The organism is Aequorivita marina (assembly GCF_031631895.2).
GTDB classification, from domain to species: Bacteria; Bacteroidota; Bacteroidia; order Flavobacteriales; family Flavobacteriaceae; genus Aequorivita; species Aequorivita marina.
In genome coordinates, this window is sequence record NZ_JAVMBW020000007.1 from 100,528 (window position 1) to 114,573 (window position 14,046).

15 protein-coding genes are annotated in these 14,046 nt (G+C 31.8%); all 15 read right to left on the reverse strand.

Annotation, left to right across the window (positions count from 1 at the left end):
• Positions 1 to 150 precede the first annotated feature (150 nt).
• A complete protein-coding gene (locus QPK98_RS09895; protein ID WP_310993111.1) occupies positions 151 to 699 on the reverse strand; it encodes a hypothetical protein in 549 nt (182 codons plus the stop codon).
• Positions 681 to 1,169 (reverse strand): hypothetical protein, encoded by a 489-nt coding sequence (locus QPK98_RS09900; protein WP_310993112.1) that lies wholly within the window; start codon positions 1,167 to 1,169, stop codon positions 681 to 683. Before QPK98_RS09900 ends, QPK98_RS09895 begins: the two co-directional genes overlap by 19 nt.
• A 206-nt stretch (positions 1,170 to 1,375) precedes the next feature.
• Positions 1,376 to 1,936, reverse strand: a complete 561-nt coding sequence (locus QPK98_RS09905; RefSeq protein WP_310993114.1) for a hypothetical protein — start codon at positions 1,934 to 1,936, stop codon at positions 1,376 to 1,378.
• A gap of 552 nt (positions 1,937 to 2,488) precedes the next feature.
• Positions 2,489 to 5,113, reverse strand: coding sequence for an AAA family ATPase (locus tag QPK98_RS09910; RefSeq protein ID WP_310993116.1), 2,625 nt, complete (start codon positions 5,111 to 5,113; stop codon positions 2,489 to 2,491).
• A 238-nt stretch (positions 5,114 to 5,351) separates the two neighbouring features.
• Entirely contained in the window at positions 5,352 to 5,696 is a 345-nt protein-coding gene (locus QPK98_RS09915; protein ID WP_310993117.1) for a hypothetical protein, read from the reverse strand.
• Between the two features lies 1 nt (position 5,697).
• Positions 5,698 to 6,966 carry a bifunctional DNA primase/polymerase gene (locus QPK98_RS09920; RefSeq protein ID WP_310993119.1) on the reverse strand — a complete coding sequence of 423 codons (1,269 nt, stop codon included), beginning with the start codon at positions 6,964 to 6,966 and terminating at the stop codon, positions 5,698 to 5,700.
• On the reverse strand, positions 6,959 to 7,339 hold the full coding sequence (locus QPK98_RS09925) for a hypothetical protein (RefSeq protein ID WP_310993120.1): 381 nt from the start codon (positions 7,337 to 7,339) through the stop codon (positions 6,959 to 6,961). The genes QPK98_RS09920 and QPK98_RS09925 overlap by 8 nt, the downstream gene beginning before the upstream one ends.
• Positions 7,340 to 7,353: 14 nt before the next feature.
• Positions 7,354 to 7,824 carry a hypothetical protein gene (locus QPK98_RS09930; RefSeq protein WP_310993122.1) on the reverse strand — a complete coding sequence of 157 codons (471 nt, stop codon included), beginning with the start codon at positions 7,822 to 7,824 and terminating at the stop codon, positions 7,354 to 7,356.
• A gap of 195 nt (positions 7,825 to 8,019) precedes the next feature.
• The gene (locus QPK98_RS09935) at positions 8,020 to 8,481 is read right to left on the reverse strand and encodes a hypothetical protein (RefSeq protein WP_310993123.1); all 462 of its coding nucleotides are present in this window, start codon (positions 8,479 to 8,481) and stop codon (positions 8,020 to 8,022) included.
• 193 nt (positions 8,482 to 8,674) lie between these two features.
• On the reverse strand, positions 8,675 to 9,469 hold the full coding sequence (locus QPK98_RS09940) for a cation efflux transmembrane domain-containing protein (RefSeq protein ID WP_268225853.1): 795 nt from the start codon (positions 9,467 to 9,469) through the stop codon (positions 8,675 to 8,677).
• A 528-nt stretch (positions 9,470 to 9,997) separates the two neighbouring features.
• The gene (locus tag QPK98_RS09945; RefSeq protein WP_310993125.1) at positions 9,998 to 11,008 is read right to left on the reverse strand and encodes a hypothetical protein; all 1,011 of its coding nucleotides are present in this window, start codon (positions 11,006 to 11,008) and stop codon (positions 9,998 to 10,000) included.
• Between the two features lie 181 nt (positions 11,009 to 11,189).
• Positions 11,190 to 11,525, reverse strand: a complete 336-nt coding sequence (locus tag QPK98_RS09950) for a hypothetical protein (protein WP_310993126.1) — start codon at positions 11,523 to 11,525, stop codon at positions 11,190 to 11,192.
• Between the two features lie 4 nt (positions 11,526 to 11,529).
• Positions 11,530 to 11,928 carry a hypothetical protein gene (locus QPK98_RS09955; RefSeq protein WP_310993127.1) on the reverse strand — a complete coding sequence of 133 codons (399 nt, stop codon included), beginning with the start codon at positions 11,926 to 11,928 and terminating at the stop codon, positions 11,530 to 11,532.
• Between the two features lie 174 nt (positions 11,929 to 12,102).
• Entirely contained in the window at positions 12,103 to 13,011 is a 909-nt protein-coding gene (locus QPK98_RS09960) for a hypothetical protein (RefSeq protein WP_310993128.1), read from the reverse strand.
• 134 nt (positions 13,012 to 13,145) lie between these two features.
• On the reverse strand, positions 13,146 to 14,045 hold the full coding sequence (locus QPK98_RS09965) for a cation diffusion facilitator family transporter (protein WP_310993129.1): 900 nt from the start codon (positions 14,043 to 14,045) through the stop codon (positions 13,146 to 13,148).
• Position 14,046: the final 1 nt, after the last annotated feature.

The following is a 14,046-nucleotide window of genomic DNA, read 5'->3' on the forward strand; positions in this document are numbered from 1 at the left end:
ATTTTTATATTTTTCTTATTATCTTTTTTTTAATAAGCCAAATTTAAAAATTTGGCGACCTCGCAAAAGTGCCTTTGCCATTGGGTTAAGCACTTATTGCCCTATTATTTTTATACGTTGTTGCCCACAGTTATTCTGTGCCAAGATTTATCAGTATATTCTAAACTCTTGAAAGCGCAATGTTTTTATAATTTTATAATTTTTCTTATTTTCTTTAAAATCAACAATAGTTAAATATACTAAGCCACTGTTTGAAATTGGATATGTAATGTAAAAAGATTGTAATTCTTCGAACCTTTCCGACTTTGCCATTTGCACTAAAAAATCAAAATATTCGTGGTCATAATTTTCTCCTGGATACCATCTCTTTACATCCTTGCAATAATTATTATCGATGCTTGCATAATCGTAATTGAATCTTTCAGTTATTATTTTTGCTTGTAGCGTTTTATCCTCATTTCCATAAATTTCAATAATATAAGCACGTTGATTTTTTACAATATTTTTTTCTAATACAAGATTAATTAAAGATTTTCGAGATTTTCGAATGCAATCGGCAAAATAATCTGAAAAACCTTCTTCCACATACTCGTAATTATAGGTTTTATTAATGGACTTAACTAAACTTGATTTACAAGACATAAATAAAAATGATATAACTACAAAGGCTATTTTAACAGTTATTTTATTCGTGTCCAAATCGTGTAATGTTTTTCAGTTCCTAATTCAAGTCGATTTTTAATGATTGATTTCAATTCTAAAATTACCGGTCTGTAATAATAAAATCCATCTTGTTTTTTTATTATCAATTTTTTTTTAAGATACGATTCTACTCGTTCTTTATTGTTTTCAATTTGATTTTCCGATAATCTATTCTCAAGCGTTAATTTATGATTTTCAATATTATATTTTCCGCAACTAATTTCATTTAAATTATAATAAAACTCAAAATCATTATTTTTTTTGAATGTTCGGTCAGCGTATTCAGTTCCATTTTCAGTTTCAGGTCCGCACGAAATTACCACAAATTCGGATTTTTCTGTTTCTGTTCTTAAATCACACTTTTTTTCAAATCTCCACGTTCCAATAATCAATTCAGATTGAGTTTTTTGAGCACTCAAAAGTCCAATTTGAAAAATCAATATTATTGTTAGTAGATTTTTTTTCATAATTGTGGGCAACGGTTTTGTTTATGGCTCGTAGCGTCTAAATTAGCGATTATTTTCGGTTTAAGCACAAGCCAGATTTTTAAATTTTACTATTTATCTTTTTTATTGGAAATCGTCAAATTTAAAAATTTGGCGACTTTCCAAATATGCCTTAACTTCGATTAAGCAACTACCAAGCTATGAGCTATATACGTTGTTGCCCACAGTTATTTATTAATTATACTTTTCTTCAGTTTTTGAAATTCAGTCCACTTATTTGAAGGATAATCTTCTATAATTAAACTTGAATCTTTTGAAATAACTCGATTTACAATTCCACTATGAGAAAAAGATGATTTTGAATTAATTTTTAGTTTAGTCAGTTCCATTATTGCATTTTCAATCAATTCAATTTGCTCGCGGTTCAATTCGACACTATCAATGGTTTTTTCCAACTCTTTGTACTCATACCATTTTTTCGGTTCTTCGTTCTCTTTCGGTGGTTTTGGTGGCTCATAAGAACCCAAATATCTCAAATAGTTTGCGTAAATTTTTTCACCATCAGAGTAAACTACTATGATGTCAGAGTTTCCGCCCCATTCTCCGAATTCATCATCAGTTTGAGCAAGTTCAATTTTATTCCACCTGTCAATATATTCGAGTTTAATTTCGCTTTCCGTTTTAGTCTTTTCCGATTTTATAGTTCCTGTTGCATCCAACTTATCTTTTTTATCAGCACAATTGGCAAATAAAATTCCGATTATCATTATTTGCAGGATTTTTTTCATAATTGTGGGCAACGTCCCGGCTATGAATAGTGCGTCTAAAAATACACTGATTTTTGGAATAGGCACTTAGCCAAAGCTTTGTTTTTTACTTATTTTCAGTATTGCGCCAAAATAAAGTTTTGGCGACCTCGTAAATATACGACTGCTTTTGGAATTATCCCCGCCGCAGCATTATTTATAGCCTTTTGTTGCCAAGCGTTTTTTTATGTAGTCTCCATTCTGATTCCGCTTCGCTACTTTTTCTCTTTTAAATTTTAAAATTCTAGGATTCGATTCCGCCCTGATTGCGTTTTGCTGATAAATTTTTTTGTCTTTTTTAGAGTTCTGCACCTGATTCGGATGGATTTTGTGTCCGATGGAATTTGACCTGAAATCGCGGGTTTGATTGTCCAGAATATATTTTATCAAATGATTGGCAACGTTTAGTATATGAAAAGTAGGCGATTTCGAAGTACTGAACTTTCGGTTAAACACCAAGTTAGATACGAGCTAAAAGCCTTGATTTTATTACTGTTTCGCCTATTTTTTATATACATTGTTATGCTTTGTTATTTATTGTCTTTTTCTTTTTCGCATTTCACCTAAATAATCTTCTAGGACTTTTAAATCTATTTCAACTTCATCACAATCAGGCATATTTTCAATTAATGCACCCGAAGAATCGTGACCAGTCATATATGTTGAGCATTTCTTCATATTTTCTTCGATTAAGCTATAGTCATCATCCGTTAAATCAGTAAGGACTTTTATTCTTTGGGTTTGTATTTCTCTACCAAATCTTTGAACAACTTTGTTTAATAAGATTTCTTCAATAAATCTTTCCCAAGTTTCTCTCAATTTACCATAGAAAGGTTTTACTCGCTCCTTATAGATTTCTTCTGTTTCGTTTTTTTCGATTGATTTTAATTTAACTAAGCCGTTTTTTAGAACTCCAATTCGTTTTTTTACAGATAGTGTATCCCAAGGTGGATTTGTAGCGATTATTCCAGTTTCAGTTTTCTTTCTTGTAAGGCTTTTTACTTCTAATGGACAATTTAATTTTTTTGAATGTTCTTCTATCATAAGAAGAAATGCAATATCGTGAGTGAAAACAATAACTTGTCGTTCTAAAGCTTCTTCTGCAATTCTTTTTGATATTTTATTTCTCCATTTATGGTCGAGTGATGAAACTGGGTCGTCAAAAATTATAGCACTTTTATGCTCTGAAATGGATAATTCCGATAAGAATGTTGCCAAGGAAATACACCTATGTTCTCCTTCACTTAAAACGTCTTTTAATGCAATTCCATTGGCGTTTTGTTCATCAAGTCTTAAGTAGTGATATTGTTTTCCTCTTTGTCCTTTTGTTTCGGTTTCTATCTTGATGTTTTTAAAACCTAGTTTGGTAAGTTCTGCTTTAAAATTCTGTTTTAGATGTTGGCTTATGTAATTTGTTGCTAAATCATTACTAAGGGTAGTAATCGTTCGGGTATTACATTTACTAATGCACTTATTTAGCAGTTTTATCTTTTTTTGTCGATAAATCTCACGACCTAATTTGGGTTTATAATCAAAAATCTTTTTTTCTCCCTTTAATTGATTTAGTTCCTTATTTAGTGGTTTTAAATCTTCTTCAATTGACTGAACTGCTAATTTCTCATTTGCTTCTTTTAAGTCTTTAATGAGATTTTGAATTTGAGTTTTAGGTGTATTCTCAATTTCAATTGAATTAATAGTTTCAACAGATTTTTTAGAATTAAGTAGTCTAACTAAATAATCTTTCTGCTTAGAAAGTAACTCTATATATTGTGATTGATTTTTCGAATATTCATCAATCAGTTCATCTAACTCAATTGTTGTAGGCTTTTGTTCTTCAAAAGAAAAATCCAGATTATTTAAGTTTTCTAATTCTAAATCAAATTTATCAGAAGCTTCATCAAAAGTTTTTTGAATATCATTTTTTACAAAATCTTCGAAAGCAGTAAATCTGCTTTTTGCATCTTCTTCTAAATCTTGAAAACAAAGAGGGCAATTACTCTCTCCATTAACTTTTGGGAAATCTTTTGTTTCTGTACTTTCGTTATAGAATTTTCGTGCACTTTCCCAAAGTAATTTCCAAGAACTACTACCAACGCCTTCAATTGGTAATTCTGAGAATGCCTTATCAGAAGATTCTTTAAGTGCTTCACTTGTTGCTGAAAAATTATTTAATACTTGTTTTAAGCCCTCTAATTTTTCTCCTGTCAAGTTATTTTCGAGTGTTTGAAATTTGCTTTGTAAAACCTCAAAGCGTTTTATCTTATCGTTGTTTTCTTTTAAAATTTTCTTTGGGTCGGTTGCTTTTAACTTATCTATTTGCTTGGTTAGCTCTTCAATTCTAGAATTTTTAGTTTCATTCCAAATTGCTTCTGCTCTTAATTCGTTAAGTGAAGTTTCCGAATTTAAGTTGTCGAGGAATGTTTTAGCAGTCGAACAATCTGAAACCTCTAAAAGAGTGTGGTCAAATTTTTCTAATCCAGGGTCTGAAAATTCTGCATTTAGTTCATTCTCAACTTTCTTGATACAGACTGCTAATTTTTCTACAATAGATAGCCCTTGAGGAATAAAAGCGATTTCATCTTCTCCTTCAATGTAATGATTAGCGCTAAATGTATCGAAAACATCAATACTTTTTAAAATAGAGTCATTTACTACTTCATTTAAGAGATTTATAGTGTAGAAGTTTGTTCCATCAATTGTATATTCAATATCTGCTTTTTTATCGTTTCCAAAACAAGTTGGGTCGTATAAATTATCATTTATTTTTGGCTTATTTCCTCTAGTATTACAAGCGTGTTTTAAGATACTAACATAGCTTGATTTCCCTGAACCATTATCTCCATAGACAAGCGTAAGACCATTTGATGCAAATTCTAATTCACTAGTTTTTGAGAGTGCGTTTATGTTGTCTACATTGGAAATTTTAGAGAGTATTATGTCATCACTGCTTGTTGCATTGTTTGCGAAATCTCTTAAATCATCAAAGTCCACTTCATCAAAATCAAAGTCTGATAATCCATAATCTACTTTACAGATTTCCTTTAGTTCTGAAATATCATTTTCAGTTAGTTCATTGTTTCTGATTATACGGTCAATGGCAATTTGCCAAAAAACAGGCTTGTTTTCCACCCAATCAATTATATCATTTAGTATTGGCATTATTTGTATTTATCGGGTTGGTTTTTAATAAAGCATAACGTGTTTGTATATGGCTCGTAGCGTGTAAATTAACGATTATTTTCGGGTTAAGCACAAGCCAGATTTTTAAATTTTACTATTTATCTTTTTTATTGGAAATCGTCAAATTTAAAAATTTGGCGACTTTCCAAATATACTTTAACTTCGATTAAGCAACCAACTAGCTATGAGCTATATACGTTGTTGCCCACAGTTTTTTTCAGAATGGCATTGTATCTATAAATATTTTCTCGTCAGTTTTTTTCACGACTATTGATAATCGAGAGTATTTATGTTTGCTGTCATATAAATTATAATATTCAATTGATTTATCCTTTTCCCAGATAGGTTTTTCAATTCTAAAAGTTAAATGTCCAACCGAATTTTCTTTTGCACACAGAAGCATATATTTGTAAAACTTGTAAAAACGAACTTTATTCGGCATATCTGTGATGACTTTTTTAGAAAGCAAATGAGGAATAAAATGACTGGGATTAAAATTTAAACACGATTCAATAAGTCCATTCAAAATTTCTTGGTTAGTATGATGTTGTTCTCTTTTCATACTATGTTTTAAGCTTTTCCAAATTTCCTTTATATAATAATTCTTTAACACATTTTGCAAGTATCGTAACATCTGAATTAGCGTTGTGAAACTGCTTAATTTTGTGATTGAAAAGGTGTTCGAATAACTCTGTTAATTTCGGAAATTTCGGCTCTGGATTGAATTCATTCGATAACAGTTCTGTTCCAAAATCCATTGTACAAAATCTTTCCAAAGAATCGAAATTAAAGTCAATCTGATATTTGCGAAATTCGTTTTCAAGAATTGACAAATCAAATTTTAAATTATGGGCAGAAATTATTTTGCAATGTTTTAAGTCATAAGTCATATCCAGAAAAACATCCGAGGGTTGTTTTCCTATTTTTTTTATGATTGATGGATTTAATTTGTTGATTTTAAACGCATCAGAATTTTCGTTAAAATCCGAATTTACTAATTCTGTATTCTTTTTATAAACAATGCCATTAGTATCCATTATCATCCAAGATACTTGAACAATGTTTGGGTATTTTCCATTTTTTATTAGACCATCTGTTTCTATATCAAATAAAAAGAATAAGTTTTCTTCTATATTGGAAAGGTCAATTAGGTTAATGTTATTGGGTAACGTAACATTTCTGTGTTTTTCTTTTGAAAGTGAGAAATACACCTTCTTTTTTTCGATTTCAGAGATATTTAAAAATAGACTTTCAATAATTTTAAATTTATTAATATCTATAAAAGTTGGTTTTTCTTTTGGGAATTTACAATTCGCAAAACTATATTTTGAACCAGATTTATGAAGTGAATTAGGTAGAACTATGTGTGTACTCCATAATAATTCTATTTTTTCAAATAAAGCTGTATTATCCAAATTAGGTGGATATGAAGATGCAACTTGGTCTTCTTCCAACACTTCAATTAAGTCTGAAAAAAAGTATATATGATAACCGTCTAAACTTCCAGTTTTTACAACCCATTGATAACTTTTTGGAAGTCCTAAAATAATTAGTAAATCCTCAATAAATTCATAATTAGAACAACCGTCAATGTCTAAAATATGTAGATTTTCAAATCCAGCTATTGTTCCAATTCCAACAGCATTATCCCAATCGTAATTCTCTAATTCACTTAATGATTGCCTTTCGTGTTTAAGATGTTTCCATTCGTGATAAGGACCTTTAAGAATATTTGCATCATAAAAATTATTTTCTGTAACGTAGTTAGCAATGCACGTAATGTTCAATCCTAATTTATAAAAGTGGTTGGCAAGTATTTTGTTGTTAAGCATATAAACCTTTATTTATTAGCGTTTCCAAAACATAAAAGGCATTTTCATAATCACTTTCTTCATTAAACCTAATTTGGATAAAGTCTTTACCTGTGTCGCTATATGTGCCAAATAATATCTTACTTTCATTATCCCAATAATCATTATCAATATGTCTCGTTTTAATTAATAATGGTTTTAATACATCTATGTATTTTTTTTCTTCTATTGATATTCCAAAATCTGGGCGATAGTCAAATATATCCCAAAAAAATTGATAAAAGTAAGCGTTGTCTACATATTGATTTTGTTCATTTGGGTCTTGCTTTGCAACCCAACAAAAAAATTTATTAATGCTTTTTGGATAGCGATTTTTGAAATTTAGGTAATTCATATTTGATAATATTGTTATTCCTTTTCTTCTATTTCTTGGACTAATGAGCAAGTTATTAATGAAGCATTTTTAATTAAGATGAGATTTCTGTTATATTGTTCTTCTGAATGCTCAAGTTTTCCGTAATGCGTTATGTTATCTCTGATTGCTTGCAAAAGTTCATAAACTGCTCTTTCTAAACTTTTTTTATATTTATGTTCAATTTCTTCGCCAAGAATTTCCTTTCTTAAGAAATCAGTAGCATTCTTAACTATGGGTCTTACTTCAAAATTGTAATTGTTCGATTTTATATAATCTTGTTGGATTACTTCAGATATTTCTTCCTTACAGATTTCAATTAGTTTAGTATTTTCCGATAGTAAGTCAAGATAATTACCATTATTATATTTTTTCTTACAGTAATTCTCAATAAAGGAATAGCAATCTCGAAAATTATTTCTGTGATTTTGATATTCTGCCGATACTTTTTCTTTAAATTCTCTCACTTTTTTTCAAATTGTGGGCAACGGTTTTAATAAACGCAGGGCGGCTTCGTCCGTGGTGTTGTAAAGAAACGGAATGTTTCTCTGTCAACCGAAAATCCCTACCGGAGCGGGATTAAAGCCGCCTTGCGTTTATTTTTTGTTGTGCATCGCTTTTTTTCACAACCGTATTATAACAAAGGTGGCAAATGCTGGTTTTTACAATGGAGTACATTCTACTGTTCCATAAATCTCACTTTGATCGGCTGGATTTAAAAACTGAAAGGATAATTTTGTCTGATTTACGTTTAATGTTTTCAGAATTGCATCAAGATTATTTTCATTACATATACTGGATACTTTGAAGTCTACCTCATTGTCATTTCCATATATGCAGGCTTCATTTACAGCAATAGTAGTGTCTGAAGGAAGGTTAATATACTCTTCTTTAATGCACTGACAATTTAACCCCGTAAAAGTGTAAATAATATAATACCTGTTGTATTCAGGAGATCCTAATGTGTCAGATAGTTCTTGAGTTCTCCACGGCCCATATTCTTGCATTTTACTAATTGTAGAAAGTGACTCGCCTCCTTGACTATCATCTTTTTTGCAACTACAGAAACATGTGAAAAAAAGAATTGCTGTTGATAGTGTGAAAAATAAATTGCGCTTTTTCATTTGTCTATAAATTTAGTGGTTACTTGATTTATTCTTGTTTACGAGTGATGCACAACGGTTGTGGCTATGGCCAGTGTGGGTTTTGGGACACGGGTTTTGTCAACCGTTACGGATGTTTATTAAGTTGCAAAATACTCATTTTTAACGATTCAGCCCACATTGGCTATAGCCGATGTTGTAGCCAGTGCTTTCTTTATTTTCCAAGTTTTAATATTCGTACCGCTCCTTGAATTACCAAAACGAAAACTATTGTTCCGATAATAAGGTCAGGTTTATTTGAATTTAGCCAATTGACCAAAAGTCCGGCTGTAATAACTCCCAAATTGATAATTACGTCATTTGAGGTGAAAATCATACTTGCTTTCATATGAGCCTCTTCTTTGCTTTTTGATTTTTGAAGTAAATACAAGCAAATTCCGTTTGCAATTAACGCTAAAATGGAAACGAAAATCATTGTTGTAAAATCGGGAAGTTTTTCCGCTCCGAAAAATCGTCTCAATACTTCTGCAAATCCAATAATTGCAAGAGTAATCTGAAAATATCCCGCAATTTTTGCAATCCGTTTTTTTCTTATTAGGGTTCCTCCAACTGCAAAAAGGCTAATTCCATAAACGAACGAGTCGGCAAGCATATCCAAGCTGTCGGCAACCAGTCCCATTGATTTGGAAATAAGTCCAGTCGTCATTTCGATTACGAAAAAAGCAAAGTTGATGACAAGAACTGTCCAAAGAAGTTTTTTCTGATTTGAATTCTCTTTAAACTCTGTTTGGTCAGTTTTCTCAGTTGTTAGTTTTTGTCCGCCTAAATTCAGTTCGAGAATTGATTTTTCGATTTGGTCAATTTGTCCGCTGTGGAAAATGGTCAGTCTTCTGTTGGAAATGTCAAAGTCTAAATTTTTGATACTTGAAATTCCATCCAATTTCATTCGGATTAGGTTTTCTTCCGAAGGACAGTCCATCTTGGTAATTTCAAATGTTGTTTTTTCCATTCACGTTCTCGTTTTTTTGCATTGGCTACAACGGTGAAGTATAAGCGCAGTAAGGGATTTCAGAGCAGTTCACTGTCTGGATACCGCAAAAGTTCTTTGTAACAAAAATGCGCAATTTTAACGGAAAACCCTTATTGCGCTTATACATTGTTGCCAGCAGTTTTCCCACCATTAGCCGGCTATAAAGCCCAAACCCTAATTCACTTTCCTCAGGAGCCCAGGCAAGAGGAGTTTTCCAGAGCCAGCGGTTTTATTTCCTAATCCTAAAAATTGTCCACCGTCATAAATGCCTCACGCGTGCCCCACGGCCGGTGGGTAAAAACCAACCTGGGGAAACCGGAAAGGCCTTTTTTTATCAATCTTAAAAAGTAAAAAATCAGTTGTTCAAAATTGCTGGCAACGTTTTGCAGCTAAGAAACGTGGGGCTTTTCAAAGCACTTTCCTGTCCGCCTGCGACAAAGGTAGCCACGAAGAACGAACCTTGCGGAAACCGCTGTCCGCCCCATGTTTTCTTAGGTGCTGTTGGGCTTAGTTTTTTTCTGTTTCTACAATCTTTTTATCCGCATTTAAGAGTTCCGATAGTTTATAATAGGCTCTAAATGCGTTGTTCCTTTTGGGTCTTGGTTTATGTTTCAGTTCTATTTGATTTGATTGAGATAGAATGAAAAACTGCTTTTCGTTGTCATCATAGTTTTCTTCTCCCCACAGGTCGTTGCAGTAATCCGTCACCCTTTTTTTCACTTCGTCCGAATATACATTGTTCTTTAAAAATGATTGAAAGTCAGTTTTCGGGTTCATAATAATAATGTCATCCACACCAAATATCTTTTCCATAATTCCAAGTCTCTTTCTAAATGCCATAAATAACGGCTTCTTCATTGAAGTATATCGAGATCCTTCATTTGGGCATTCGTAAATGTTAGGATAATCGTATTGATATTTATGGCTATTTCCTGCCGGTATTGAAAAAACTTCTTTCTCGTAAAATTTCATTGTTCCTTTTATGTTAGATATGAACTCTAAAAATTCTTTTGCCAAACCACTCTTTCCATTCAGCATCTCAAATATGCTACTCCAAGAAATAGCTGTGATTTTAGGATTATTCATTATTAGGTCGTTCTTAGTGAGTGAACAACCATAAATATCAAAATCATTTAATTCAGAAAATTCATTAGGTTTTATGTAACCCGAGATTTGCTTGACAATCTGTTTAGCAGAACTGTTTATTTTGACACTTTTAGCTTCAATAATCAGAGCAGTTTTAGGTTTTTTATTTTGAAATAATTGAATTACAATATCGGCTCGTTTTTTATTTGACGATATTAATTCAGAATGGACAATTACTTTACTGAAATTTTCGAGCTTTAATTTACCGAGAATTCTCTGGATTTCTTCTAAGTTGAAAAAATCTTGAAGAGTTTTCTTGTCTTTAGAAAGTAGATATGCAAATGCTGTTGTCTGTTTTACTTCTGTATCTCCACTTAAGAGGTCAAATACAGTTGCATTTAGCGAATTATATGTTCTGAAAATGTGTTTCATTCAAATTAAGCCCAACGGTTTTGTATATGGCTCGTAGCTTCTAAATTAGCGATTATTTTTCGGTTTAAGAACAAGCCAAATTTTAAATTTACTACTTATCTTTTTTATTGGAAAGTTGTCAAATTTAAAAATTTGGCGACTTTCCAAAAACGCCCAATCTTTGGATTAAACAACTGCTTAGCTATGAGCTATATACAGTGTTGTGCAACGTATTTTTTATTATTCTCTTTTTATTTCTCAATAATGTTATTCCAGAGATCAGTCCAATTGTCGCAATTCCAAACATTAATATTTGTTGTCGATTAACACTTTTAACACTTTTCTCTAAATTATCAATTTCTTTAGATTTTTTCTGAATTTCTTTTTCAGTCAGTTTTTTTGAATCTATATCTAAAAATATTCTTGCGTGTTCAACTTGATATTTGTCAGTTACCATTGTTCCTAAAAGTCCAACTCCAGATAGAGGAATTAATAAAAATAAAATTGAGACAATGATGTAAAATAAAATTGGTTTCAAAATATTAAATGTTATGAATTCTCCCTTTTAGTTTTCTTCTATTAAAAGAATTCATTCTTGTTTGGTCTTGCTTTTTTATAATTCCGTATGCAATTATAGGAACAAGTAAAAATCCGCCAACAATATATATTACATAATGATTCCGACTTCCAGTAAAAATTGGATTTACAAACAAAAACATTAAAGGTGTTCCAATAAAAAAAATCAATCCAGCTCCAATTTGAGCAATTTTCGATTCTTTTGTAAATAATTCGTCAACGTGAAATTCCGTTTTTATTCCGCAATTTTTACAATTCAGAGTTTTATTTTCTCCATCTTGCATTGCAAACTCAACTCTTGTGTTTGCACTCGTTGAATATTGAATTTCGTTTTGGCAATTTTTACATTTTCCGTAAATTTTCATTCGTTTTCTACTGTCGTTTTATATGTTGCACAACGGTTTTGTATATGATACGTTGCGTGTGTTAGCACGAAAGTTAGCAAATAAAAACCAGATAGAAAATCCGCGAGGATTTTCGTAAGTAAGCCAGTACTAGCAATGGATTATATACGTTGTTGTGCCACGTTGTTCTGCGCTTCAAAATCCGTATTTTATTTTTCTTAAACTATCTTTTTTCTGTTTCAATTCTAACGGTTGTAAGCCAATCGAAATTCTATTGCTATCAACTTTTTTAAGGTCATCAATCATATTTGCATATCCACCACCTTGCGCTCCATAAGTCCCATAAATTTGAGGTTCATCATTGTATAAATGAAATTGGTCTACCATAGTTCCAACTGCTCTTGGTGGTGCGGAACCATTTTTTACAAACTCCGTAACTTTTGGAACAAAATAGTTCATTCGGATACTGTCATCTGTGTGCAATAAAAATAATCCTACATCAACTGGATAATCCATCGTATTTGGCCCGACGGTTTTGGATGTTGGATAACCTATAGTTTCAAAAATTTCAATTAGTCTTTTTTCGTGGATTTGGTCAATGCTATCTTGTTTTGTCCAATCGGATTTTCCATTTCCGCCACGATACATTTGGTCTGCACTTCGCATTGAAACCAGTTCGTCACGTAAATCAAAATCGGCATTTTGAGTAAATTCTAATCGTAATTTATCATATTCCGCTGTAAGTTTCTCGCCATATTTTGAAGACCAGAATTCATTAAAACTCTCATTGTTTTGAAATCTTGATAACTCAACACCATTAAGAATTTGTTCTTTAGCATATTCGTATGTAATGTCAAATTTTCCAAGAATAGCCGAACTTTCTGTAAAATCTCCAATTTCATTTAAACCAAGTGTGTTTTTTGCATCACAAACACTAAAAACATCTTGGTACAATTCAAATGCTTTTTCATAATTTTCTAAATCAAATTCTAAATCTGCTTTGTAAACTGTTGGGAAATAATCTTCGATATAATTACAGTCGTTTTTTTGTTCGCTGGCGCAACCGAAAATTGTTAAAAGCACTAATGGTAAAAGTATTCTCATAATTTTGTTTTCAATGTGGCACAACGGTCAAGTATAAGCGTAGTGCGGGATTACGAAGCCGACACTTCCCATTTTACCGATAAGTTTGTTAATAGTTTATAAGTTCAAATTTAGCACTTTAGTCCGCATTACGCTTATACAATGTTGGCAGCTGGTTTTTTATTTTCAGGCTCTATATGTGTTGTAATATGCGAAATTTCAGGAATTTCTTTCTGAATTTTATCTTGTAGTTTATGTGCTAAAAGATGTCCTTCTTCTACTGTGATTTTTCCGTTTACAATGGCGTGAAGTTCTATAAGATATTTCATTCCTGCTTTGCGAACGTAGCATTTTTCAGTTCCTTTTATTCCATCAACGGTCATCGAGATTTTACGAATTTCCTTTACCAAATCATCATAACGATGTTCATCCATAATTTCCCCAAGCGCTGGTCTAAAAATAAGGTAAGCATTGTATAAAATGAAAACGGAAGCAAATAATGCTGCCCAATCGTCTGCGGTTTCATATCCCTTTCCAAAAACAAGCGCAATGGAAATTCCAATGAATGCAGTTACGGAAGTTATTGCATCGCTTCTATGATGCCAAGCGTCTGCTTTAAGGGAAGAACTCTTTGTTTTGTTGCTCTTATTTAAAACATAACGATAAGATGCTTCTTTCCAAATTATGATTAATGCCAAAACAATCAATGTCCACGCTTCGGGGACTTTGTGAGGCGTTCTGATATTTATAATACTTTCATAAGCAATAACTGTGGCGGAAGTAACTAAAAAAGCAACTACTAAAAAAGTAATTAATGGTTCTATACGAGAATGTCCATAAGGGTGATTTTCATCAGGCGGTCGTTGAGCATATTTGAATCCTAATAGCACAAAAAACGATGAAAATATATCCGCTGTGGATTCAATTCCATCTGCTATTAAGGCATACGAGTTACCAAGAAATCCCGATATCAACTTTATGGCAGCCAATAATGTATTTCCAATAATGCTAAAATAGGTTGCTTTTATCGCGGACGACTCGTTTGATTCTTCCATC

Excerpts from the sequence above, each read along its gene's own strand:
- QPK98_RS09925 (WP_310993120.1), bottom strand. The coding sequence starts at position 7,339 with ATGAATTACCTAAATTTCAAAAATCGCTATCCAAAAAGCATTAATAAA.
- QPK98_RS09965 (WP_310993129.1), bottom strand. The coding sequence starts at position 14,045 with ATGGAAGAATCAAACGAGTCGTCCGCGATAAAAGCAACCTATTTTAGC.
- QPK98_RS09935 (WP_310993123.1), bottom strand. The coding sequence starts at position 8,481 with ATGAAAAAGCGCAATTTATTTTTCACACTATCAACAGCAATTCTTTTT.
- QPK98_RS09900 (WP_310993112.1), bottom strand. The coding sequence starts at position 1,169 with ATGAAAAAAAATCTACTAACAATAATATTGATTTTTCAAATTGGACTT.
- QPK98_RS09915 (WP_310993117.1), bottom strand. The coding sequence starts at position 5,696 with ATGAAAAGAGAACAACATCATACTAACCAAGAAATTTTGAATGGACTT.
- QPK98_RS09940 (WP_268225853.1), bottom strand. The coding sequence starts at position 9,469 with ATGGAAAAAACAACATTTGAAATTACCAAGATGGACTGTCCTTCGGAA.
- QPK98_RS09910 (WP_310993116.1), bottom strand. The coding sequence starts at position 5,113 with ATGCCAATACTAAATGATATAATTGATTGGGTGGAAAACAAGCCTGTT.
- QPK98_RS09920 (WP_310993119.1), bottom strand. The coding sequence starts at position 6,966 with ATGCTTAACAACAAAATACTTGCCAACCACTTTTATAAATTAGGATTG.
- QPK98_RS09955 (WP_310993127.1), bottom strand. The coding sequence starts at position 11,928 with ATGAAAATTTACGGAAAATGTAAAAATTGCCAAAACGAAATTCAATAT.
- QPK98_RS09960 (WP_310993128.1), bottom strand. The coding sequence starts at position 13,011 with ATGAGAATACTTTTACCATTAGTGCTTTTAACAATTTTCGGTTGCGCC.
- QPK98_RS09905 (WP_310993114.1), bottom strand. The coding sequence starts at position 1,936 with ATGAAAAAAATCCTGCAAATAATGATAATCGGAATTTTATTTGCCAAT.
- QPK98_RS09945 (WP_310993125.1), bottom strand. The coding sequence starts at position 11,008 with ATGAAACACATTTTCAGAACATATAATTCGCTAAATGCAACTGTATTT.